This window comes from Brevibacillus sp. AY1, assembly GCF_029870785.1.
Lineage (GTDB): Bacteria > Bacillota > Bacilli > Brevibacillales > Brevibacillaceae > Brevibacillus > Brevibacillus invocatus.
Genome location: NZ_JAFLPN010000015.1, coordinates 41,517 through 63,249, shown reverse-complemented (window position 1 = coordinate 63,249; position 21,733 = coordinate 41,517). Strand labels below are relative to the sequence as shown.

Annotated in this window: 23 protein-coding genes; 19 read left to right on the top strand and 4 right to left on the bottom strand. The window is 50.1% G+C overall.

Annotated elements, in window-relative coordinates; translation table 11 throughout:
- Positions 1-51 precede the first annotated feature (51 nt).
- Positions 52-804, top strand: a complete 753-nt coding sequence (gene nadE / locus JZI27_RS13840; RefSeq protein WP_122910901.1) for an NAD(+) synthase — start codon at positions 52-54, stop codon at positions 802-804.
- Between the two features lie 97 nt (positions 805-901).
- A complete protein-coding gene (locus JZI27_RS13835; RefSeq protein ID WP_122910900.1) occupies positions 902-1,123 on the top strand; it encodes a hypothetical protein in 222 nt (73 codons plus the stop codon).
- A gap of 72 nt (positions 1,124-1,195) precedes the next feature.
- Here JZI27_RS13835 and JZI27_RS13830 read toward each other — a convergent pair whose 3' ends face one another.
- Entirely contained in the window at positions 1,196-1,519 is a 324-nt protein-coding gene (locus tag JZI27_RS13830; RefSeq protein WP_280207833.1) for a DUF2062 domain-containing protein, read from the bottom strand.
- 312 nt (positions 1,520-1,831) lie between these two features.
- Here JZI27_RS13830 and JZI27_RS13825 point away from each other — a divergent pair, with 312 nt between their 5' ends.
- From JZI27_RS13825 to JZI27_RS13800, 6 genes are all read left to right on the top strand, one after another.
- Positions 1,832-2,458: a DedA family protein gene (locus tag JZI27_RS13825; RefSeq protein ID WP_122910899.1), complete on the top strand. Its 627-nt coding sequence runs from the start codon at positions 1,832-1,834 to the stop codon at positions 2,456-2,458.
- On the top strand, positions 2,455-2,970 hold the full coding sequence (locus JZI27_RS13820) for a YkvA family protein (protein ID WP_251243789.1): 516 nt from the start codon (positions 2,455-2,457) through the stop codon (positions 2,968-2,970). Before JZI27_RS13825 ends, JZI27_RS13820 begins: the two co-directional genes overlap by 4 nt.
- A gap of 21 nt (positions 2,971-2,991) precedes the next feature.
- Positions 2,992-3,936, top strand: coding sequence for a 3'-5' exoribonuclease YhaM family protein (locus tag JZI27_RS13815; protein WP_280207830.1), 945 nt, complete (start codon positions 2,992-2,994; stop codon positions 3,934-3,936).
- A 171-nt stretch (positions 3,937-4,107) separates the two neighbouring features.
- Positions 4,108-5,073 carry a hypothetical protein gene (locus JZI27_RS13810; RefSeq protein ID WP_122910896.1) on the top strand — a complete coding sequence of 322 codons (966 nt, stop codon included), beginning with the start codon at positions 4,108-4,110 and terminating at the stop codon, positions 5,071-5,073.
- Entirely contained in the window at positions 5,070-5,342 is a 273-nt protein-coding gene (locus JZI27_RS13805) for a hypothetical protein (RefSeq protein WP_122910895.1), read from the top strand. Before JZI27_RS13810 ends, JZI27_RS13805 begins: the two co-directional genes overlap by 4 nt.
- An 81-nt stretch (positions 5,343-5,423) precedes the next feature.
- Positions 5,424-7,493 carry a YecA family protein gene (locus JZI27_RS13800; protein ID WP_251243790.1) on the top strand — a complete coding sequence of 690 codons (2,070 nt, stop codon included), beginning with the start codon at positions 5,424-5,426 and terminating at the stop codon, positions 7,491-7,493.
- 67 nt (positions 7,494-7,560) lie between these two features.
- Here the strand turns inward: JZI27_RS13800 and JZI27_RS13795 are convergent, their stop codons facing one another.
- Positions 7,561-8,778 (bottom strand): MFS transporter, encoded by a 1,218-nt coding sequence (locus JZI27_RS13795; RefSeq protein ID WP_251243791.1) that lies wholly within the window; start codon positions 8,776-8,778, stop codon positions 7,561-7,563.
- 170 nt (positions 8,779-8,948) lie between these two features.
- Here JZI27_RS13795 and JZI27_RS13790 point away from each other — a divergent pair, with 170 nt between their 5' ends.
- From JZI27_RS13790 to JZI27_RS13755, 8 genes are all read left to right on the top strand, one after another.
- Positions 8,949-9,365, top strand: coding sequence for a PfkB family carbohydrate kinase (locus tag JZI27_RS13790; protein WP_280207863.1), 417 nt, complete (start codon positions 8,949-8,951; stop codon positions 9,363-9,365).
- 230 nt (positions 9,366-9,595) lie between these two features.
- Positions 9,596-11,041 (top strand): LCP family protein, encoded by a 1,446-nt coding sequence (locus JZI27_RS13785; RefSeq protein ID WP_280207825.1) that lies wholly within the window; start codon positions 9,596-9,598, stop codon positions 11,039-11,041.
- Positions 11,042-11,175: 134 nt separating this feature from the next.
- A complete protein-coding gene (locus JZI27_RS13780) occupies positions 11,176-11,487 on the top strand; it encodes a hypothetical protein (RefSeq protein WP_122910890.1) in 312 nt (103 codons plus the stop codon).
- A gap of 26 nt (positions 11,488-11,513) precedes the next feature.
- Positions 11,514-12,029: a hypothetical protein gene (locus JZI27_RS13775; RefSeq protein WP_245997211.1), complete on the top strand. Its 516-nt coding sequence runs from the start codon at positions 11,514-11,516 to the stop codon at positions 12,027-12,029.
- A gap of 130 nt (positions 12,030-12,159) precedes the next feature.
- Positions 12,160-14,163 (top strand): FAD-dependent oxidoreductase, encoded by a 2,004-nt coding sequence (locus JZI27_RS13770; protein WP_251243792.1) that lies wholly within the window; start codon positions 12,160-12,162, stop codon positions 14,161-14,163.
- Positions 14,164-14,297: 134 nt separating this feature from the next.
- Positions 14,298-14,594 carry a hypothetical protein gene (locus tag JZI27_RS13765; protein WP_122910887.1) on the top strand — a complete coding sequence of 99 codons (297 nt, stop codon included), beginning with the start codon at positions 14,298-14,300 and terminating at the stop codon, positions 14,592-14,594.
- 112 nt (positions 14,595-14,706) lie between these two features.
- Positions 14,707-15,549: a YtnP family quorum-quenching lactonase gene (locus JZI27_RS13760; RefSeq protein ID WP_280207860.1), complete on the top strand. Its 843-nt coding sequence runs from the start codon at positions 14,707-14,709 to the stop codon at positions 15,547-15,549.
- Positions 15,550-15,667: 118 nt separating this feature from the next.
- The gene (locus tag JZI27_RS13755) at positions 15,668-16,903 is read left to right on the top strand and encodes an MDR family MFS transporter (protein WP_280207824.1); all 1,236 of its coding nucleotides are present in this window, start codon (positions 15,668-15,670) and stop codon (positions 16,901-16,903) included.
- Here the strand turns inward: JZI27_RS13755 and JZI27_RS13750 are convergent.
- Positions 16,895-17,683 (bottom strand): GDSL-type esterase/lipase family protein, encoded by a 789-nt coding sequence (locus tag JZI27_RS13750; RefSeq protein ID WP_122910884.1) that lies wholly within the window; start codon positions 17,681-17,683, stop codon positions 16,895-16,897. The genes JZI27_RS13755 and JZI27_RS13750 overlap by 9 nt on opposite strands.
- Positions 17,684-17,859: 176 nt before the next feature.
- Here JZI27_RS13750 and JZI27_RS13745 point away from each other — a divergent pair, with 176 nt between their 5' ends.
- The 3 genes from JZI27_RS13745 (at position 17,860) to JZI27_RS13735 (ending at position 20,270) form a co-directional block, all read left to right on the top strand.
- Entirely contained in the window at positions 17,860-18,777 is a 918-nt protein-coding gene (locus JZI27_RS13745; protein WP_280207859.1) for an ABC transporter ATP-binding protein, read from the top strand.
- Positions 18,743-19,738, top strand: coding sequence for an ABC transporter permease (locus JZI27_RS13740; protein WP_122910882.1), 996 nt, complete (start codon positions 18,743-18,745; stop codon positions 19,736-19,738). Before JZI27_RS13745 ends, JZI27_RS13740 begins: the two co-directional genes overlap by 35 nt.
- A 61-nt stretch (positions 19,739-19,799) precedes the next feature.
- Positions 19,800-20,270 carry a small multi-drug export protein gene (locus tag JZI27_RS13735; protein ID WP_245997209.1) on the top strand — a complete coding sequence of 157 codons (471 nt, stop codon included), beginning with the start codon at positions 19,800-19,802 and terminating at the stop codon, positions 20,268-20,270.
- A gap of 94 nt (positions 20,271-20,364) precedes the next feature.
- Here JZI27_RS13735 and JZI27_RS13730 read toward each other — a convergent pair whose 3' ends face one another.
- Positions 20,365-21,645 (bottom strand): hypothetical protein, encoded by a 1,281-nt coding sequence (locus JZI27_RS13730; RefSeq protein ID WP_280207858.1) that lies wholly within the window; start codon positions 21,643-21,645, stop codon positions 20,365-20,367.
- Positions 21,646-21,733 lie beyond the last annotated feature (88 nt).

The following is a 21,733-nucleotide window of genomic DNA, read 5'->3' as shown; positions in this document are numbered from 1 at the left end:
AAAACAGCGTGGTAGGATGAGGAAAGAAATAATCAACTGGGGGTAGGTAACGTGGACAAGTTTCATCAGCATCTGGAAAACTACCGGGTGAATGTAAAAGAAGACATAGAGAAACGACTTGCGTTTATTCGCGAACAGATCGACGGGCCTGGCCTGGGCGGAGCCGTTGTCGGAATTTCCGGAGGGATTGACAGCGCGGTGACAGCAGCCTTGTGCGTTCGTGCACTAGGAAAAGATCGAGTCATCGGAGTATGGATGCCAGCCTATTCCCAACCAGTACATGAAGCTGATTCCAAAAATCTGGCAGATGCGATTGGACTCAATCTGGTAACCGTAGACGTCGGTCCAGCTTTTGATGCGTTGGTTCCTGCCATTCAAGACGTGCTGCCGCTCAATGACAAGACAAAAGGAAACACCAAGGCACGTTTGCGCATGACAACCTTGTATGCGATTGCCAACCAGCAAGGCTATCTTGTAGCTGACACCTGCAATCGCAGTGAAGTGTACGTTGGTTATATGACCAAGGGAGGAGACGGCCTGGCTGATTTCAACCCGGTAGAGAGCTTGACCAAGCATGAAATTCGGATACTGGCCGAGGAGCTCGGTGTTCCAGGCGCGATTATCACCAAGCCGCCGTCCGCAGATTTGTGGGAGGGGCAGACCGATGAGCAGGAGATGGGCTTCACCTACGAAGACCTGGATCGCTTGTTGATTACGGGTGAAACCAGGCCAGAGGCTTTGGAGAGAATCGAGTATTTGCATCGTATTTCCGAGCACAAGAGAAACCTGATGCCGGGAATTTAATCCGATTTGGATGACAGGCATAGGTTGATTCTTGAGCGTTTTTATAGGATAATAAAGGTTATGCACACAGACCTAACGGTAGAAAGAGGTGGAACAGATGTCGACGACTGAATTGATGCTGAAAACAAGTCTGGAAGGACGCGTGAAGCGTACGCTGCAAACATATTTCCGACGTCCCAACTACGTGTTGGTTCAAGAAAGCTTGGGTGCGAACGGCCTGTCCCCGGAGCAAGTAGAAGTTACTTTGGAGCTCTTGAAAAAAGACCTGACTGTTGCTGAAATCATGGAGCAACTGCGCGATAAAGGCTACTTCGCCTAACTTGAAACGTGTTGCTTGGATACGAAAAAAGACCGTTATGACGATGCAGTCATCCGGTCTTTTTTCGTATGTTTATCCTCGAACAGGCTTGGAACTCGATTTTTTTCGATACAGCTGCAGAGCGATCATCACGAGCAGGTAGCTGGCTAGAGCGACAACAACGCCCATGATTGCGCTCCCGGTAAAGTAGGCAAGCCCTTTTTCCTCGATCCAGATCAGCCATTCTTGCCAAGCTTGATAAGGGGCTGAAAACCCGGAAAGAGCTGGATAGCCGATGATCAGGTAGCCGAGCCTGTAGTTCAGGACCAGGAAGAGCGGAAGCACCAGTTTTCCCATGACAAAACCGATGACGGCAGCAGGCATGCTGCACCGGAATGCTTTGACCAGCGGAAACACGTAATAAACTCAACAAAGATGCCAACAGCAAATCCCAGGGCGACAAAGGACGGTGCCCCATTCATCCGAATCAGCTTGTAGTACTCGTACTTTATCCTGCGGTAAAGTTTTTTCCACATAATGATCCCTCATTGATCTAATAAGGTGGACTAGGTGTCGAGTATAGTATAGGGGGTGTAAATGTGAAATGATACACGAATACCGAAACTAGTCGGTATTACCAATCTCCGTCTCGAGTCGGTTTGTTCCACCGTTTATCTTTTGGCATAATGAAGGTATGCAGGTCATGCAAGCAGAAATGTGGTGACAGATGTGGAAGAAATAGTTTCAGTATTTGGCGCCTACGTCTCGGAATACGGATATATGGCCTTGTTTGGACTATTTTTTCTTGGTATCTTGGGAATGCCTTTGCCAGAAGCGACTTTGCTTGTATTTTCCGGTTTTCTCGTTTCCAGTGGTAAGCTCCATTTTTGGCCCACTTTTCTGGTCTGCTTTACGGGTTCCATATCAGCGATGACGGTCGCTTACTGGATCGGGAGAGGTCTGGGCTATCCGTTCATCGAGCGATACGGAAAGCGTCTGGGATTCGTTTTCGGGGTCTATGAAAAGACAAGCTACTGGTTTGAACGCTTTGGGAAATGGGCGTTGCCTATCGGATATTTCATTACAGGGGTCCGACAGTTCACGGCTTACTTTGCCGGTATCACACGCTTGCCTTTCCCTACTTTTATCCTATTCACCTACACAGGCGGATTCGTCTGGAGCTTGCTGTATGTGGTTTTGGGCTGGCAGCTTGGAGAGCGCTGGGAAGTGGTATACGGTTGGATATCCAGCCATGTAACCTATTTTTTTCTGGCACTGCTGCTTGCTGTGTTGCTCGGATTTTACCTATACCATAGAGGACTTTTCAGGAAACCCAAGAGGGAGGAATCATCATGAATGAGGAAGAACAAAAAAACGCTCAGCCGCCGGTCGTGCGTCCGGCAACTGAGCTAGTACCGATTGTGCTGCCGGAGAAGCATCAACGATTTTACGACAAGCTCCGAGCAAAGATCGAGGCGTTTATTCGGGAAAAAGGCGTCAATGAAAAAGCGGCAAGCTACATCCTGCTTGCTCCGGATCTGTTTGTCCTGCTTGCCCGTTTGATGCTGGACAAGCGAGTGGGCATCCAGTCCAAGGCTATAGCTGGTTTGGCCGTCGCGTACTTTATCTCGCCGATTGACTTCATTCCAGAAGCGCTGATCGGCGGAATGGGATTGCTCGATGATGTCATTCTTGCTGTGTATGCGCTTCGCCGTATCCTCGTAGAGGTTGATGAAGCAGTTGTGCGCGAACATTGGAATGGGGAACAGGATGTACTGGGTGTCATTACCAAGGTGATCACCGACGCCGACAATCTGGTTGGGCAAAAAATCGTAACCAAGCTGAAGGATCTTCTGCTTCGCAAATAAGTAAACAGGATGGGTAGATAGATGAGATATTTGACAGAGTATCAAGAGGGAGAGCGCGTAGTCGGGTTTTGCTTGGTAAAAAGCAAAGAAGCTGGCGTAGCAAGCAATCAGAGCGAGTATCTCAACCTGGAGTTGGGTGATCGCTCAGGGACGATCATGGCGAAATTGTGGGATGTGAATCCAGAGCTAAAGGAATCCATTCAGGTGAAATCCGTCGTCAAAATCGATGCAGTGGTGCAAAGCTACCGGGGGAAAAAACAGCTGGTGATTCAACGAATCCGCCCTGCATCCGCTGCGGATGAAGTCATGATGGAGTCGCTGATTCCTATATCACCTGTTCCGGTAGATGAGCTGTGGGGAAAGCTGGAGAGTGCGATCGATAGCCTTCAGAGTAAAACCTTGCAGGCGATTTTGCGTGAAGCTCTTCAGGACGAAGAAATTCGGGAGAGGCTTCGCCAATATCCGGCAGGTGTGCGGATGCATCACAATTACTATCATGGCCTGCTCGAGCACATTGTTTCTCTGCTTTCTTGCGCCGAGCGATTATTGCCACTTTATCCACAGGTCGATCGGGATGTGCTGTTCGCCACCTGCATGCTGCATGACATCGGCAAGCTGTATGAGCTGTCTGACCCGATCGCCCCAGATTACACGACTCCAGGCCAGCTGATCGGTCATTTGGTGATGGGAGCCGAGATCGTGAGCGGAATATGCCGCAAGCTGGACATTCCGCTGGGAGATGCTGAAGTGCTGCATCTAAAGCACTGTATCCTGAGCCATCACGGAGAGGTAGAGAACGGATGGGGGAGTGCCGTTTCTGGAAAAACCCCAACCGCTGTTCTGTTCCATTACCTCGATCAGATTGACAGCAAGATGAACGCCCTTGGCCAGACCCTATCCGATATGGGTGAAGACGAATGGGCTTACGCAGGTGTGTTGAAGTGCAAGATCTGGAGAGGGTATTGAGCCAGTACAATCAGACCCGGCTGTGCTGTTCCAGCAGCCGGGATATTTCTTGCTTATTATCGGAATTGCCAAACACTTTGCATCAGGTAGGATTTTTTTTCTTTTTGTAGAATAACTGATTGATTCCCATTTGATCAGTGAATTCATGCTGATCACAAGAAGGAGAAGTTCATGAAACGACCAACCTATACCCTACCAAGTATTGTCAAGAAGGTATTCCGGTCCGGCGAACGCTCCCTTCCACGGATGGAGATTTGCACCCGGTTGGAAGCCAGTGAGTTCATTGCTTTAACCGAACTGGATAGCATGTCGCTGCTTGATACAGTGCTGAAGATGGAACAGACACCAGTGCGGGTTGGAAGCTCAGATGCTATTGTGGAGATCGCTTACCAGCCGCATCAATTGTACGATTTGGCCTACCGTTTTTTACGGGAAACGCAAACGCCAAAGAAAGTCGAGCAGATCGTCGCTGAATTGCGCAGACAGACCCAGTTTGGGTGGAATCAGATTTTGCGGCTCTTGCAATTGGAAAAGGACCCCAGGTTCGTACAGTATCAAGGAGATTCACGCTGGTTTCTGGCTGAATGGACGCTGGCGAACGATGAAGTCTACGCCTTTTGCCAAAAGAATGGCATCACGCAGGTTACATCTCGTTCCCTGATTCATTTTTTGGAGCATGAGGTTGGTATTGCTGCGGATGCTGCTTTTCTACCGGGACTGGATGATCGCTTCCAAATCGATGGAGACACATTGTACATAATGGTCATGAACGAAGAATCAGAGGTAGAGCTGTTCGTGCATGAGGTCGCTGCTGCAGCTGCTGCTGACACGATTGCACCAGAAGTAACGGAACAAACAGAACACCAAGAGGAACAACACCAAGAGCAAGAAGAGATGAAGGAGGACTTTACCATGAATAACATCCAAAACCAACACGTGCTGCAGGAAGTGCAACAACTCTTGGAGCAAGCGATGAGCAAATTAGAGACTCGCCATATCGAGATGTCACAAGAAGTTGTCGCTCATTTTCAACAAAGTAACATGCAAGCTATAGAAGTGCTGATGAAAGAGAAACATAAGAACGAGCAAATTGCACTTGGCATCAAACAGGTGCTGGCTACCAGTGAGCAGCAATGAGTACCAATGGGGCTATGATCCGGTTTGAACAGCGGTTTGTCTTGCTGCGCGAAATTATCGCGAGCTATCGGATACGGCTTCAGGAAATGGAGCAGGAGGTAGTGGAGTTATTCGCGACCAACCAGCTCACTGCTATTTCTGCATGCATGAGCGAGAAGCAGCGCATCGTGTTGCTGATGAACCGACTGGAGCAATTTATCGACCAGTGGGAAAGAAGCCGCGATGTGGGAATCTCTCATGAATCAAAACGAGAACACTTGAACATCTGACGAAAAATGCGGTAAGATAGGGGGATTGTGCAGGATTCCCCGCGCATGCCGCGTGGGCTGGAAAGGAGATCCAAATCCCTTATGTCTGTTGGAAGAAACGAACTGTGCCCCTGCGGGAGCGGGAAAAAATACAAAAAATGCTGTGGTGTAGTGACACCCATCACGGAATTGCGTAGTCGCCATGAGCAAAAGCTGCAGAAGGAGTACGCAAGCTGGGTTGAGCGTCTGAACCATTTTGTTGGCGGTCATGTGACCAACGAAGCGATTTCCGATGCGAGAAATCTGTTTGCGGAACAAATTGGTCTCAGTGAAGAAAGTGTCATGCGTCCAGAATGGGCTGCGCATTTCTTCAACTGGTTCGTACTGGATGTAAAAAACAGTGGAACCACTTTGCTCGAAAACTATGTCAAACAGCATGGACGTCGGATGGAGCCTGATCTGCGCCGAGCCTTCTCCCGACTTCATCTGAATGCCTATGAAATCCTCGAAGTCGAGCGTGAAGTGTTGACAGTGCGTCAACCTCTGACGGAAGAGGTACATTACCTGCTGCGTTCAAACAACCTGAACGTACAGACGGGACAAATCATCGTTGGTCGCCTGCTGAATCTGGGCCTACGGGATATGCTCTTTTCCGGCAGCATTATTTTGCAGCCGCATATTAAAGAGGCGTTGCTCGAATGGCTGAAACAGAATCCAGAAGTGAACAAAGCTGCTGACGACACTGCCCAACGTGTATATACGCCGGATTTGTATCGCTTTATCGTGCAGTTTGGGAATGAAGGCAATGCCCCTGAAAAATCCGGTGATGCCCTTTTGCGCCGAGCATTCACGCTGGCGAACCCTGAGCAGTTCCGCAAGACGATCGAAGCACAGCGCATGTTTGAGCTGAAAAAGCGGGACGGGGCAAAGGAAATCTGGGTGTATGCCCGTCGCAAGGAAGAGCATCTGTTCCCGGCATTGAAAGACGCTCTGCTGGAGCTGTACGAGGTACAAGCAGAGGTATTGGTGCAAGACGGCCAAGTATTCCTGGAGGGCTACGCGGCAGAACTGGACGAGGTAACGGAGTTGTTGCAGCTGCACATGCCTGAGTCTGAGGAAGAGATTCGCGTCCTGACTTCGACTGGCTCCAAGCTTTCCCAAGGAACCTTGTTTATTACAAGTCAACCGACCTTGCCTCCGAAAGTATTGCAATGGGCTGTCCAAACCTACTTTGCCGAGAAGTGGTTGGTCACATCCCATGAAGCATTGGATGACCTGGCGCCGGTTCTGGTGGCAGCATCCGACAATCAGGAGCTGAACAGCAAGCTCCAAAGCCTGCTGACCCAGATGGAGCAGGATCACCAATTGGGGCAAGGCATTGCTCGCTATATTCGTATGGATGTATTGCGTCCTCGTCTCACAATGGAAAACGACAGCCTGCATGCGTTCAATCTGCTGCGTCGCCCACTGATCGAAGGCTTGCCGGAGAGTGTCTATACGATTCACCCTGAGCGCTTGGCCGACATGAACCGATTTGTCCACGACATGACGGACGGCAAATCAGAAGCAACGGTGAAAAAATACGATGAGGTCATGAATAACTTCCGCTCGTTTGTCAGAGGAGCATTTGGTCCTTCTTTCAATTGGGATCATCTGCGCAGGGAAGATCTTTCCTACTTCCTCATCCACGATATTTACGTGCGCACAGATGCCGTTACCAAGACTCTGGCCACCAACATGTTGTCCGTATTGTCCTCCTTTTTCAAGTGGCTGGACAAGCAGAATGGAACATCGCTTTCTGCTCTGATGCAGCCGTTGTTTGTGGAGTTGAAGGAAACGCTGCCTGAGACCTACCGACTGCGGAGTGTGCTGGAGAAGGAAGCTTACCTAAATCTATACGCTTCCAGTCAGCAGACACTCGAGGACGTCTCGGAAGAAGGTCTGTTGCTGCTCGGAAAAGAGCGTGACGGCTGGCTGGCTAGAAGGAACAACGGCGAGAAGATCAAGCTATTGATCGAATCCGAAGTGGAACAAGTGCTGGCCACTGACTGGGTGATATCCGGTCTGTTTGCGAAAACTGGGGATGGAAACTGGCGTCTGTACGGATCGCCGGAGCTATATCCGCCGGTCGTGTCGCAATTGATGGGTGCACCGACCAGCGTACTGGTTTAAGCCAATACAAGCAAAAAAAGAAGAACCCGAGGAATTTTTGTTCCTGTGGTTCTTCTTTTTTTGTTCGTTATTGATTCCAGCTTCGAACCGTCCTGTCTGCTGGGAGTAAAAGTCCCAACACCCCGACCAGTGGCAAAAGCGAGCATAGGGTAATCACCGTGGTCAAACTGAACAGGTCTGCGAGGTAGCCCAATGCGAGAGCGCCCATTCCTCCCATACCGAAGGCAAGGCCGATGATCAGGCCCGAGACCATTCCGATCCGTCCTGGGAGGAGCTCCTGAGCATAGACGACGGTTACGGAAAAGCTCGAAAGCATGATCAAGCCGCTCAGAAACAGTAGCGGGTAGGTCCAAAAGCCGCTGACATAAGGCGTCAATATGGTTAATGGCAGGGAGCCCAGCAGAGAGAGCACCAGCATATTGCGCTTTCCGAAGCGGTCTGCAAGGGGCCCCCCGATGAATGTACCGATTGCGCCAGCAAGCAAAAATCCAAAAATGACCAGCTGGGCTTGTGCGTATTCCATATTTTTCAAATCCATCAAATAAAATTGATAAAAGCTTTGGTATCCAGAGTGCATCCAAGAGCGTACGCTGACGATCAGGACGAGCAAACCGAGAGCAATCATTCGTTTGTCACGATGGGAATAGGCGACGGGAGCAGCTGGAGTCTTGATCAATCGCTCTTGACTGCGGTACCAGACAGCCACGTAGAACAAGACAAGACTGGCGATACTGGCAGGCAGGAGGAACCACATGGCTCCGGCTTGACCAATATTGGCAAAGACGAGAATGGTCATCAAAGGGGCAAGTGCTTGGCCCGCATTACCGCCGACCTGGAAGATGGATTGGCCTAAGCCTCTGCGAGTGCCAGACGCCTTATGGGCAAAGCGTGAGGCTTCCGGATGGAACACGGCCGAACCGATCCCTACGCAGGCAACGGCAATTAATACTACAGCATAATTGCTGGCAAAAGCGAGCGCCAGCATTCCAACTCCAGAGACAAGAAGTGCAATCGGAGTTAAAAAGGGGCGAGACTTTCGATCGGTCACATAACCGACGATCGGCTGCAGGACGGATGCCGTAAAATTCATGACCAATAGAATCATGCCAATTTGCGTAAAAGTAAGAGTAAGATTTTTTTCAAGAATAGGCAACAGGGCAGGAACGACGGCTTGCAGGGCATCATTCAATAAGTGTGCAAGGCTGATTGCGAACAACATCTTGTACACGGTAGGTGCCGTGTTGACAGTCGCAGTCGGAGCAGCATGTGCAGTAGGGGCACTCATCCAGTTCATCTCCGTTTGTATTTTTTCCTTACTCTAGCATTAGTCAAGTCAATCGTCATCCATGTATTTGTGCCATATGTTAGCTATACATAAAGGGGAGAGCTGTAATTGTATGACCAGGTAGGTGAAACCGAGAGTGTTGTCGAAAAAGAAGGGAAGGTTCAGCAAGAATCATAGAAGGTGTCCACATCCTTATCACCAGCATAGATGAGCTTGAAATGCTGTGCGGGCAAACTCTGCACTCCTTTAACGATGTCGAGCTATCTGTCCAACAATTGATTGAGCAAGGGGTTCGTCAAATCATCGTAAATTGTGGCGAGGCAGGACTTTGCATGTCCGGGCATACACAGCCCCCTTTTTGGCTATCCGCTCCAGCACTTCCGCTCAGGGAAAAAACAAAGGACGCGTTTATTGCTGGGATTATCTATGCACAGAACAAGACAATATCGCTGACCGATCAAGCTACCTATGGAGTGGCCCTAGCAGAGCCGAGCCTCGGCAACTCCTCCACTTACGACCTGGAAAAATATCGAGAACAGCGAGATGAATGTGCCAAAAAGCTGCTCAAGATCGGCTACAAGGAATAAAAATCGCTTCGATCGTACCCCCGCTCCTCCATCGACATTTCGGTGGGGGAGTTCGTGTTAGAGGAACATTTTTCTACAAATGAAGACAATGATGTGGTACAATACCGGAGTCAGAGTTTTACCAACAGAAGAAAAAATTAGTGCTTCCTGTCGAGTGGCACGATTACCTATTGTCTGTGCGTTCCTATGATTAGTTGATAAAGCGTGCGTGAACAAGGAGACTGATACAGATGCGTCAAGCGACTACAAAAACACGCGCTTCCGCTGCCCGAACGAAAAAAACGGGTCGAAGTCGAAAAATTCGTAGATGGATATTTGCTTTAAGCTTGTTTACATTGCTGCTGGTCGGAGGCGTGGCCGGCGCTGTTTATTGGAAAATTGATGATGCTCTCAATACGGTAACCAAACCAAATGATAATTTTTCCTCACCTGTTTCCCAAGTTACAAATACTTCGTATGAGCCCTCCAAACCAATGTCGTTCGTCATTTTAGGCTCAGATAATCGCGTAGAGACAGGCTCTATGAATACAGACGTCATGATTGTCGCTGTAGCAAACCCGGAGACCAAAAAAGTTACGATGGTGTCGATTCCACGTGACACTCGCGTAAAAATTCCAGGGTACCGCGATTATCACAAAATCAACTCCGTTTTTGCGAATGGGGAGGCAGAGCGTCGCAAGGCAGAGCGAAACAACCAGATTCCTACGGAGGACGGAATTTCCCTGACCAAGAAGACGCTCAATGAGATTCTGGGAATTCCCATCGATCATTACGTAGCGATTGATTTTGACGGCTTTAAGGCAGTTATTGATGAACTGGGCGGTGTGGAGGTAAACGTTGATCGCAAACTGGTTTACGATGATCCGACAGATGACACGCACATTAATTTGAGCCCAGGACTTCAGGTTCTAAACGGTGAACAAGCATTGGGCTATGTGCGTCATCGCCACGATAACCGGGGAACCAAGTACTACTCCAGTGACTTTGACCGCAACCGTCGCCAGCAGGAAGTAATCAAGGCGATTGTGGACAAGGCGGGATCTTTGGAAGGGTTGACCAAGGTATTCACCGTCATGGACGTAGGTGCCAAACACATACATACAGATTTCTCTAAAGACCAGATCAAGGGCTTGGCCTATGATTTCAAAGGATTTAATTCCTCTACGGTCACTACCCTGGAAAACGGTGCCTACTGGAGCGGCGGCTATACCTACCTCGAAAAAGATAAGCTCGAGTCGGTCCGCAGTTCGCTGCAAGCCGAAATGGGCGTCTCAGGAAGCATAGTGGCCCAAATGAACAATTCGCCTATCCTAGGGAAGAGCGAAGAGGCTGTCGCGGCTTCCTCGAGCAATTCATCAAAGAAGTCGACTACGAAAACGCAAGCGGCCTCCAAGCCGAAAAATACGACTGAGGAGCCAAAAGAAGAAGCACCACCGACACCACCAGCAGCTCCTGAGGACAGTGATGAGAATCAGGTGGCACCACCAGATGTAGATGTTCCTGAACAGCAGGAAGAGTATGTGCCTGAAGGACAGACGCCCCCTGCTCAAACAGAGCCATCCCCAACTCCAGGGAACGTGTTGCCTCCACCAGACATTATTTCGCCAGTGGGCCAAGATGTAACACAAATACCTGCACCGAATCAACCGAACACACAGACAGACACCCGTTTCTAATCAGCGGGTGTTTTTTTGCATACAAGAAAATATGCAAAGCAGAGGTTTAGAAAACACCAAAGACGTGATACAATAATAATATATCGATAAGACAGATAAGTCTGATAATGATTCATTTGACTGGAGGGATTAGGATGATGATTTTTTTAGTAAATCTGTTCCTGGTGATAGCCTTTGTTTACCTCATCAGTCGCCAGCATAATGAAGAATTCGTGTACGATGAAGATTTCTTTCTCCAGAATCCCTCAGCCCTCGAAGAGTATCAGCAAATGCCGATCGATTTCCAACACGCCTTTTTCCGCAAGCACAAAGAGTGGATCAAGGAAAAATATATGCGGGGAGAAAGCTACATCCTGGGATACTGTCCAAACAAGGAAGTACGTCGTGCGTGGTTGTCAGAATTCATGAATGAAAAAAATATCAAAAATACACCAACCCCTTCCTAAAGGGGTTTTTCTCTGTCTTGAATGTCATGTATACTTTTGACAGGACGATAGAAGAGAGGCGAATCTCGTACATGCTGCAATATATCACAGAACAAATCAATGAATTTCTCTCCGGGCATGGCTTGATTACAGATGTGGTCTTGCGCTCTGAGCGATCCTTGATCGAGGATGAGGAAACAAGAGAAATTGCCCTTACTTTTATGGAGCGAGAAGCAGAAGGCTACCCGATTGCTACGATTCATCTGTTCTTGCTACCAGACGAAAACAGCTGTGAAGTGGAAGTCGAGATCGAGAGTTCGCTCGTACCTACGGACGCAGAACTCCATCGTGTATGGAACCAGGCCAGGGAAGTGGTGGCGGAAATTGCGCTAACCGAAAAAAGAAGGTATTTGGAGGCCGGCCAGCAGGCAGAGGCAGCGATCATACTGGATTACCATTTTATTGTGGAGATGCCCCAAACCGAGGAGGAAGAGGCGGAATTGTCCGATAGGCTCCTACGCTTTTCCGCAGATCTTGGAAAGCTGGTCAGGCTGGCGAAGTGAGAATACGGAAAAGGCCCAGAGAATCGTTCTGGGTCTTTTTCGCGTGCCAGAAGGAATTTCATCACGAACAGAGAAAAAGAATAACCATTAATGAATGAGTATTCATTCGGGAGGTAGGGAGGTCATGGGGATGAGACTTTCTAGAGTGTTGGAGCCTATCCAGATCGGGTCGATGACACTGCGAAATCGCATCATGATGGGATCGATGCATGTGGGTTTTGAAAAGCAGGAAGATGGTGTAGAAAGATTGGCTGCCTTCTACGCTGAACGGGCGAGAGGAGAAGTTGGTCTGATCGTGACAGGGGGCGCGGCTGTTCGTCCGGAAGGCGGTATGGGAGACAAGTACTGCAATGTGTATTTGGATCAGCATATTACACCACTGATGCTGATTACGGATGCGGTCCATCAGGCAGGCGGAAAGATCGCACTGCAGCTGTTTCATTCCGGGCGTTATGCCCACAAGGAAGCAACAGGGTTGGATCCAGTGGCCCCTTCACCGCTACAGGCCCCGATCAACCGCTGGAAACCGCGTGAATTGCAGGCAGATGAAATCGAGATGACGATTCAAGCATTTGCAGATGGAGCTGTTCGTGCTAAAAAGGCGGGATTCGATGCCGTAGAGATCATGGGCTCCGAAGGCTATCTGATCAACCAGTTTTTATCCCCCGTGACCAATAAACGCGAGGACGAATGGGGAGGCGATTTCCAGCGCAGAGCACGCTTTGGAATAGAAGTGGCAAAGCGAGTACGACAGGCAGTTGGGTCAGATTTCCCAGTTATTTTTCGGATGTCTGGTCTGGATTTGATCCCGGAAAGCACGACGATGGAGGAGACCGTACAGTTCGCTGCGATGCTCCAAGAGGCTGGCATGGATGCGCTCAATGTGGGAATCGGCTGGCATGAATCCCAGGTCCCGACGATCGCGATGATGGTTCCTCGAGGAGCTTATGTCTGGGTAGCCCAACAGATAAAGCAGGGGGTAAGCATTCCTGTGATCGCCAGCAACCGCATCAATGATTTGCGTCAAGCAGAAGCTATTCTGGAGGACGATCGCTGTGATCTCGTCTCGATGGCGCGTCCACTGCTCGCAGATCCGTTGATTGTGCGCAAGAGCAGCGAGGGAAGATTTGATGAGGTCAATACCTGTATTGCTTGTAATCAAGCCTGCCTCGATCACATTTTTGACGGGAAAATCGCATCCTGTCTCGTCAATCCTGAAGTAGGACGGGAAAAGGAATGGGCACTTGCTCCTGCCACCAAGCTTAAGAAAGTAGCTGTTGTGGGAGCAGGTCCCGCGGGATTGGAAGCGGCACGTGTGCTGGCTGAGCGAGGACATCAGGTCGTGGTGCTGGAGAAACAGCATCAGATCGGTGGACAGCTGAATTACGCACGCCAGGTGCCGGGCAAGCAAGAATTCAATGAAACGCTGCGCTATTATCGCACGCAGCTGTCCAGGCTGAGAGTGGAAATAAGGCTGGGTATACAGGCTACGACCGCTATGCTGGAGGAGGAAGGCTTTGATGAGGTGGTAGTCGCCACTGGTGTGATCCCTCGCCGTCCAGAAATCCCTGGTATTGACCTACCTCATGTCGTGAGCTATGCACAAGTATTTGAAAAACAAGCCAAGGTAGGCAAGCGTGTCGCCATCGTAGGTGCAGGAGGAATCGCTTGTGATTTGTCCCATCTGCTGGTGCAGGACGAACCCATTTCACCGCAGGCAGCACAATATTTGATGGAATATCGGATTCTGGATGCCAAATCTATGCATCGGATGCAGCAGAGCGGACGTAAGGTCTTCATGCTGCGTCGCGGAAAGCATGTCGGAACCGGCCTCGGAAAGACAACGCGCTGGGCTGTTCTGGCCAACCTGAAGCGTCACGGCGTGGAAATGATGACGCAGATTGACTATCGAGAAATCACCCCACAAGGAGTAGTGATCACGCAAGGCGATGCGGAGCAGTTGATTGCAGCGGACACGGTGGTGATTGCCGCAGGAGCTACCTCCAATGACCAGCTGTTCCATGAGCTGAACGGACGAATCCCGGTTCATGTGATCGGTGGGGCGAAAGAAGCGGGAGAATTGGACGCCAAACGAGCGATTCTGGAAGGTTCGGCAATCGGGCGTGCCATTTGACCGGGGACGAGAGGGCTAAATGGGAGGGTGTCATTTTTTGATATCTTTTGTCGAAAGACTTTTCATCTTCCTTTGATTCTTGCAAAATAAGAGGTATACGGTTCAAAAATATTTGATTGGGGGCACTCGCCTTGATGAATCATAATGGCATACTTTTAGGGAAGCGCCACTTCCTGTACTCGTCTGCTCCAGTGGTAGAGGTGGAAGGCTGGACGTTTACGATTGCCCCGGGATTTAAAATCATTGCAGGCGGTAGCGCAAATCCTTTGCAAACATTAATCAGCATTTATCGTGAAAGTGAAAAGGTAGCACAATTGTACCTAAACCATAGACGGTGCGATTCGGATGTGACGGTGCATGCTGTTTCCAGCGATTTGCTGCTTGAGATTGCACCAGCAACGCGTAGGGTTTGTGTAGAGGAAAAGCTGTAAGGCACCCTGACAGGGGTGCTTTTTTTCATCGGTACAATATGGACAGGCTCTATTGATCGTTTACCGGATGACAGCCATAATGAGAAAAAAAGCAAAAGTGAGGGCGAAGCGAATGAAATTGACGGAGTGGAAGGTAGGCCATTTACAACTGACATGGTTGCTTGGTGGTCTGACGCAATTAGATGGTGGGGCGATGTTTGGGGTAGTGCCGAAGGCTCTTTGGAGCAAGCGCTATCCTGCTAACGAATTGAACCAGATTCCATTGCGCGCTGACCCGATATTGATCGAAGCAGCGGGGAAAAGAATGTTGATTGAGTCAGGTATGGGCAATGGACGCTTGACCGAGAAGCAAAAACGAAATTTTGGTCTGATCGAGGAGTCTCATGTCGTCGCGTCCTTGGCTTCCAAGGGGCTGACTCCCGATGATATCGATATCGTCATCATGACGCACATGCACTACGATCATAGTAATGGTTTGGTCACCTGGAAGGACGAGACATTGGTTTCGACGTTCCCGAACGCCGTCATATACGTGCAGGAGCAGGAATGGGCCGAAATGAGAGAGCCTAACATCCGATCCCGCAATACATATTGGGAAGAAAACTGGCGCCCTATCGAAGGGCAGGTACAAACCTATGGGGAAAGCCACGAGCTGCTCCCAGGGATTTCGCTGCATCATACCGGTGGTCACAGCCAGGGACATGCCATCGTCCGGATGGAGAGCGAAGGGCAGCTGATTCTGCATCTTGCGGATATCATGCCGACCCATGCACACCAGAATTCGCTTTGGGTCATGGCTTACGATGATTACCCGATGACTTCCATCTTCGCCAAGGAAAAATGGATCAAAGAGGGAATCCAGCAAGGAGCTTGGTTTACCTTTTACCACGACAACGTCTATCGTGCAGTAAAATGGAATGAGCAAGGCGAATTGATTGACCAGATAAATATTTAACATTCCAAAAAATTTGAATGCTGATTGACGAAACCCATTCTCCTCACTACAATGAGTAAAATGTAGAGCATCTGTTCTGCACAGCTTTTCCAGCAGAACAGTTGTGAGGAGAGATTCCATGAGTAAGATAAAAGAGAAGCTTCAGGAGTTTCATCCGATCGTGTGGTCGCTTGTGGTCGGCACCGTTTTTGTCAGGGCAGCGAGCTCTATGAGCATGCCGTTTTTGTTTTTATACCTTTCCAATCAAACCGACATGGATTTGGCGACGATCGGCCTTTTGATCGGAGCAGGGGCCTTGGCTGGCACGGTAGGGGGATTTATCGCGGGAACGCTGTCTGACCGGATCGGGCGCAGAAGGGTGATGATTGGGGCGCTCTACGTCTGGACGTTCGTCTTCGTCGGATTTGCCTTGACGAAAAATCCTTTGCTGCTGCTGTTGTTCAACATGGCAGGAGGGCTCTGTCGTTCGTTCTATGAGCCTGTCTCACAAGCGCTGATGGCAGATGTCACACCACCCGAAAAACGGTATCGCGTCTTTGGACTGCGTTACACGGCGATCAATGTCGGTGTGGCAGTCGGGCCGATCGCGGGGGCTGTTTTAGCCAAGACCTCTGTCGCTTTGCCGTTCCTGATCACGGCGGTTATTTACCTGATTTACGTGATTAGTCTGCAAAGCTTGCTGAATCGATTCGGGATCAAGAAAATCGAAGGGCAGAAGAAAGAACAGATTACGTTTGGTCATGCATTCCGTGTAGTCGTACAGGACAAGGCTTTTCGCTTTTACATGATCGCTGGGGTGCTGGGTGCCATCGGCTACTCCCAGATGTCTACGACACTCGCCAAGTTTGTTGAGATGAGCGTTCCCAATGGTGTTGAGTTATTCGCTATCCTGATGAGTGTCAATGCCATCGTGGTGGTGCTGCTCCAGATGCCGCTGACAACCTGGGCAGAAAAAAAGACGCCCCTCACCGCTATTGTAGTGGGGAACGTCATGTACGCCTTGGGTGATATCGGATTTGCCTTCGCAGGTACCTGGTTGATCTTTGTCATCGCGATGGTCTTGTTTACCTTCGGAGAGATCCTCACCTTCACATCAGGGGATGTACTGATCGACCGGATGGCTCCGGAAGCCATGAGAGGCAGCTACTACGGTGCCAAGAGCTTCAGCAATCTGGGTCAGTTCATCGGTCCTTGGTTGGGGGGCTTGCTGCTCGCATCCTATGGAGGAACGGCGCTTTTCCTCGTCGTGGCGGCTTTCTCTCTGATAAGCAGTGCTTTCAACTGGGCAGGTCAGCGGGCTTATCTGATCAGTACCGGCAAATCCATCAATTACTCGAGAAGCGAATCACTGTAAGGCTTGCAGGATTCGCTCTGCAATACGAGCGTACCCGGCAGCATTGGGGTGGAAGTGGTCCGTGTACAAATACTGGTCTTCCTTGTTCTGAAACAGATCGTAGGTAGGCACGACCAAGACCTGGGCATAATCTGCTGCGATTTCGGCGGCTGCATGATTCCAATCTAGTACGGGTCGGATGGTTTCGCCAGCTGCTTCCGTATTTCCAAACGGGTTGTATAAAGAAGTATAGACGATCGGCGCTTTATCATTTAACGTGCGAATTTGCCTCAATATTTCCTTGTAATTGGCCGTCAGCCCTTCGGTAGCTGCGGTCAATTTTTCTTGTTCCATCATATAAAGACCGCCTGTTTGCTTGAACAGATCATTGCCGCCGATGGTAAACAGGATCAGATCAGCCTCTTTGATCAGGGTTTTTACTTGTTCCTGAGACAGCTGCTTGATCAATTCAGGAGATTCTTGTCCGTTGATGGCCAGATTGGTAAAGGTGATCGGCTGATTGTTCTTTTTTTCCAGTGCTTGCCGTACCAGGCCGACATAGCCTTGTCCGTTGGCATCTCCTGCACCCCGTGTAAGAGAATCGCCCAATGCAACGACCTTTTGTACCCCTTCAGTTGAAATAGGCGCGGTTGGTTTTGCAGACTGTGAAGGTGGCGTGGCTTGGGATGGGGCCAATTGCTGTGGATTGATCGCAAGGACGAAGCCCGTCGCCAACAGCAAGAATGAAATCAACGAAAAAAAACCAGCCGTACGCCAAAGAAGTTGGCCAGAAGAGCGCATCGGGTAACCTCCTGTTTACGTATTTCGTAAAATTGCGTGGTATAATGTGGATGGACATCTTATAGGTAGTGTACCACAATCAGGCTGCCTCTGTCAGAGGACGGAGAGCATGCACAAGGATAGGAGGACACGCGTTGACCGATACAGTTCTATCCGTTAAACACTTACATAAGAAAATGGGGAACAAGCCCATTATTCACGATATTACCTTTGACGTTTTTGCGGGAGAGGTGTTCGGATTCCTAGGTCCCAATGGAGCTGGGAAGACCACGACGATCCGCATGCTCGTAGGCTTGGCCGCAGCGGACGGAGGAGAGATACGCATCGGGGGCATCTCCATCCGTGATCAGTTTCCTAAGGCTATCGCTCAAGTAGGCTGTATCGTGGAAAACCCTGAGCTGTACAAATTTTTGACGGGGCGAGAAAATCTGGAGCAGTTTGCCCGAATGAGTGGCGGGATCTCGCCGGAACGCATCGAGGAAATCGTACGCTTCGTCGATCTGGAGAGAGCGATAGACGATAAAGTCAAAACCTATTCACTCGGAATGCGTCAAAGACTGGGTATCGCGCAGGCTTTGCTGCACAACCCCAAGATTTTGATACTGGACGAACCGACGAATGGACTGGATCCGGCTGGTATTCGGGAGCTGCGTCAGTTCATCCGTCGACTGGCGGAAGAAGAGGGACTCGCTGTATTCATCTCCAGCCATCTGTTAAGTGAAATCGAAATGATGTGTGACCGTGTGGCTATTATCAGCCAGGGACGCGTCATATCAGTCGGACTGGTCGAGGAGCTGATGGCTCAATTCGCGGATCAGGTAGACTGGACGATCGACCCGAACTTCATCAGCAAAGGAATGGAGATTCTGCGGGGCTTGCCTGTTGTCTCGGAGGTATGGCAAATCAATGAAGAACGTCTGAAGTGCAAAATGAACGTGGAGCGCGTGAGTGAAGTGAATCAAGCGCTGGTCAAAGCGGGGATACTGGTCAGCGGGATTGCGACCAAAACGGTTTCCTTGGAGGATCTGTTCCTGACTCTGACGGAAGGAGGTGGGGCAGATGAACCAAAGCATGCTGGGACTCGTGCAAAATGAGACGGTCAAACTGCTTCGCCGCCGCAGATTCCTGGTTGTGGTTCTGATTCTAGCGATCCTGATTCCAATCTTTACCTATGCACAGTATCGTTCGGTGATGACAGCACAGGAGCGCATGGGCACTACCGATTGGCGGCCATTGCTGACTCAGCAGATCGTAGACATGCAAAATCGTTTGGCATCAAGCCGTCTGCCGGACGAGTGGCGTGACCTGATCAAAGTGCGCATTCAACAGCAGCAATACTATCTGGATCATGACATCAATCCGATGGCGCCGGGTGGCCCTACGTTTGCACGAGGCTTCATGGATCAGGCGATTACGATGTTTTTGCCCATGATCATCGTCGTACTGGCAGTAGACATCGTCTCCGCTGAATTCAGCGAGGGCACGATCAAGCTGCTCCTGACGCGCCCGGTGCGACGCTGGAAGGTATTGACCAGCAAATACATTACGATGGTCCTGTTCACCTCTTTGACGGTGCTCATGACTCTGTTCTTGGCATACCTGATCTCGGGAATTGTCTTTGGCTACTCTGGCTGGAACCTGCCAATCCTGACCGGCTTCCAAGTCGAGGGTAGCGAGCTGAATACAGCAGGCGTGTTTATGCTTCCGCAGTGGCAATTTTTGTTGATGCAATACGGACTTGGATGGTTTGTCTGTGTCGTCGTAGGGACTGTGACCTTTATGGTTTCCGTGCTTGTGCGCAGTGCAGCTGCGGGGATGGGGATCATGATGGCTGCTCTCATCAGTGGTATGATTCTGACACAGATGGCATCCTCCTGGGAGGCCTCGAAGTACCTGTTCATTGTCAATCTGGAGCTGACGGACTATTTGAATGGCAACCTGCCGCCCATCACCGGAATGACCCTTTCATTCTCCTTGACGGTGCTTACGGTCTGGGCAGTGGCATCCTTGATCGTGGCTTACACAGCTTTCGTCCGCCGAGACGTGACTTCTTAAGTAAAAGTAAAAGATGCGTGACTTTTTCCTTCCTCACTCGTAAACAAAGAGAGCACAAAAATTGACAACGAGAGGGGAGCAAGCCGTTTTTATGGATCTGCTTTGGAAGTGGGCTACGGTATTCGGCACGAGCATGCTGGAGCTTTGGGCAGCTATTCCGATTGGTTTTGTCCTGCAATTATCGCCGGTAGAAACTGCGATTCTGAGTGCAGCTGGCGCTATTGTCAGTGGGGCCATCGTCATCTATCTGGGCGGGTCGCTTCGGGAATGGCTGCTCAAGCGAATCGAGAAAAAAGAGAGTAGAAAAGGCCGAATGGCTCGAATCTGGGAGAAGTACGGTGTGATCGGCTTGGGCTTCCTGTCGCCTTTGCTGACAGGTGCTCCACTGGGAGCAGCGATCGGGATTTCCCTGGGGGCACCGACAGGGAAACTCATGATTTGGATGGCAGTCGGCATCGTCATCTGGAGTGTGATTTTGACTGCTGCCGTTGCCTTTGGTCTATTGAGTTTCATGAACGGGGTGCCGTCATAAGCAACAAAAAAACGGTCATCGTTTTTTACAGAAAAAAGGACACCATCTGCTGCAATCCGAGAGCAGATCGTGTCCTTTCACTATTTCAAGAGCACTATGGTTTCCACGTAATCTTCTTAGCTACGTCCATCAATCCTTCCAAGGAGATGCCATGTGCAGTCATCACGACGTAGAGAGATTGATCTCCAGACACTGCGTTGAAATGAACAGCGTGCTGAGTGGTTTGTTCGGACTGTTTTTCGAAGGATACACCAATCGCCTGTTCGTTGTTTACCGAGAACAACTGCGTTGCAGTAAAGGTGCCGGGGATGGATAAGCTGCGCTTGGCGCTGCCATTCCGTGTGACCTCTACTTTGATCCAGCTTGTAGTGTTCTGATATTCAGCCATGACTTGCGCTACCTTTTGACTAGTTTCGGACTCATAGCGAATGGAAATTCCGCTGAGCGCAATGCCATCCGGCAGCTCGGAGAATACAGGGACAGGCATATCAGATGCTTGTACCGCTGTCTCAACATCCGTAAAGGTAGAGAGTGTGATCGGTGTAGATTCTGCTTCAGGTGCTGGCGGACCTACCACGGTACTCTTGTTGTCGGCTGCGTCCATCATCATCGCACCCATTTCTTCCTCAGGCGCCACAGTGAGCGCGTACACAGGAGCTTTCATCACGGCTGCTGCTACACTCATCTCAGGAAATGGCTCCTCGGCAACCGATGCAGCTGTATTTACTTCCTCCGTAACAGGAGGCTGATCTTTTTTGGCTGCCTGGTCAACTACCGGTTTGGATGAAGAATTTCTAGCGACGATCGGCGGACGGCTCTCTTTGGTCACCGTTCGGGCTGTATCTGCAGCCAACAAGTGATTCGTATTAGCCGCTGGTTCCGGATTTTCTGTATTTTTCACTTCCGGCTCCGTAGCCGCAATCCCATAAGGTATGGCCTGTTGTTCATTTACTGTGGCCGTCTGCGGCTCTGCTACACCGGAAGTGGAAGCAGGCTGTTCGCTCGCCATTTCAGGAGATGCCGTACGTGCAGCTGGACTTGCCGCTGGCTGCTGTGCTGTTGCCATCTCTGCATGATTTGGAGCATCTTGCTGGTTGCTGGCCGCTTCAAAGGCAGTTTCCACCATCGGATTTTGCATCTGCTGATATCCAACAACACCGACGGCGATCAGTACGGCAGCGGCACTTGCCCAGCCGAGTGAAGAAAAGCCTTTGAAGCGTTGTTTGCCTTTCTTCGTCACGGCAGGTGCGGCATTTTGAAGCGGAATCGTCGCGGCGTGCGGGGGTACACCTTGCTCGGAGGTCTGGTAGATCGCTTGCATGATCCTCTCTTCCAGGTTCGCAGGCGGTAACGGAACCTCTTTCAAGAACTGCACCTCCTCGTCTTGAGTCTGTGATTCGATCCATGCGATGCACGCTTCACAGGTTTCAATATGCGAAAGCAATTCGCTGTCGGTATTTGTT

Coding starts and splice junctions, on each gene's coding strand:
- JZI27_RS13835 (WP_122910900.1), top strand. CDS start 902: ATGTCGACGACTGAATTGATGCTGAAAACAAGTCTGGAAGGACGCGTG.
- JZI27_RS13820 (WP_251243789.1), top strand. CDS start 2,455: ATGAATGAGGAAGAACAAAAAAACGCTCAGCCGCCGGTCGTGCGTCCG.
- JZI27_RS13815 (WP_280207830.1), top strand. CDS start 2,992: ATGAGATATTTGACAGAGTATCAAGAGGGAGAGCGCGTAGTCGGGTTT.
- JZI27_RS13810 (WP_122910896.1), top strand. CDS start 4,108: ATGAAACGACCAACCTATACCCTACCAAGTATTGTCAAGAAGGTATTC.
- JZI27_RS13805 (WP_122910895.1), top strand. CDS start 5,070: ATGAGTACCAATGGGGCTATGATCCGGTTTGAACAGCGGTTTGTCTTG.
- JZI27_RS13800 (WP_251243790.1), top strand. CDS start 5,424: ATGTCTGTTGGAAGAAACGAACTGTGCCCCTGCGGGAGCGGGAAAAAA.
- JZI27_RS13795 (WP_251243791.1), bottom strand. CDS start 8,778: ATGAGTGCCCCTACTGCACATGCTGCTCCGACTGCGACTGTCAACACG.
- JZI27_RS13785 (WP_280207825.1), top strand. CDS start 9,596: ATGCGTCAAGCGACTACAAAAACACGCGCTTCCGCTGCCCGAACGAAA.
- JZI27_RS13780 (WP_122910890.1), top strand. CDS start 11,176: ATGATGATTTTTTTAGTAAATCTGTTCCTGGTGATAGCCTTTGTTTAC.
- JZI27_RS13775 (WP_245997211.1), top strand. CDS start 11,514: ATGTATACTTTTGACAGGACGATAGAAGAGAGGCGAATCTCGTACATG.
- JZI27_RS13770 (WP_251243792.1), top strand. CDS start 12,160: ATGAGACTTTCTAGAGTGTTGGAGCCTATCCAGATCGGGTCGATGACA.
- JZI27_RS13765 (WP_122910887.1), top strand. CDS start 14,298: ATGAATCATAATGGCATACTTTTAGGGAAGCGCCACTTCCTGTACTCG.
- JZI27_RS13760 (WP_280207860.1), top strand. CDS start 14,707: ATGAAATTGACGGAGTGGAAGGTAGGCCATTTACAACTGACATGGTTG.
- JZI27_RS13755 (WP_280207824.1), top strand. CDS start 15,668: ATGAGTAAGATAAAAGAGAAGCTTCAGGAGTTTCATCCGATCGTGTGG.
- JZI27_RS13750 (WP_122910884.1), bottom strand. CDS start 17,683: ATGCGCTCTTCTGGCCAACTTCTTTGGCGTACGGCTGGTTTTTTTTCG.
- JZI27_RS13745 (WP_280207859.1), top strand. CDS start 17,860: ATGGGGAACAAGCCCATTATTCACGATATTACCTTTGACGTTTTTGCG.
- JZI27_RS13740 (WP_122910882.1), top strand. CDS start 18,743: ATGAACCAAAGCATGCTGGGACTCGTGCAAAATGAGACGGTCAAACTG.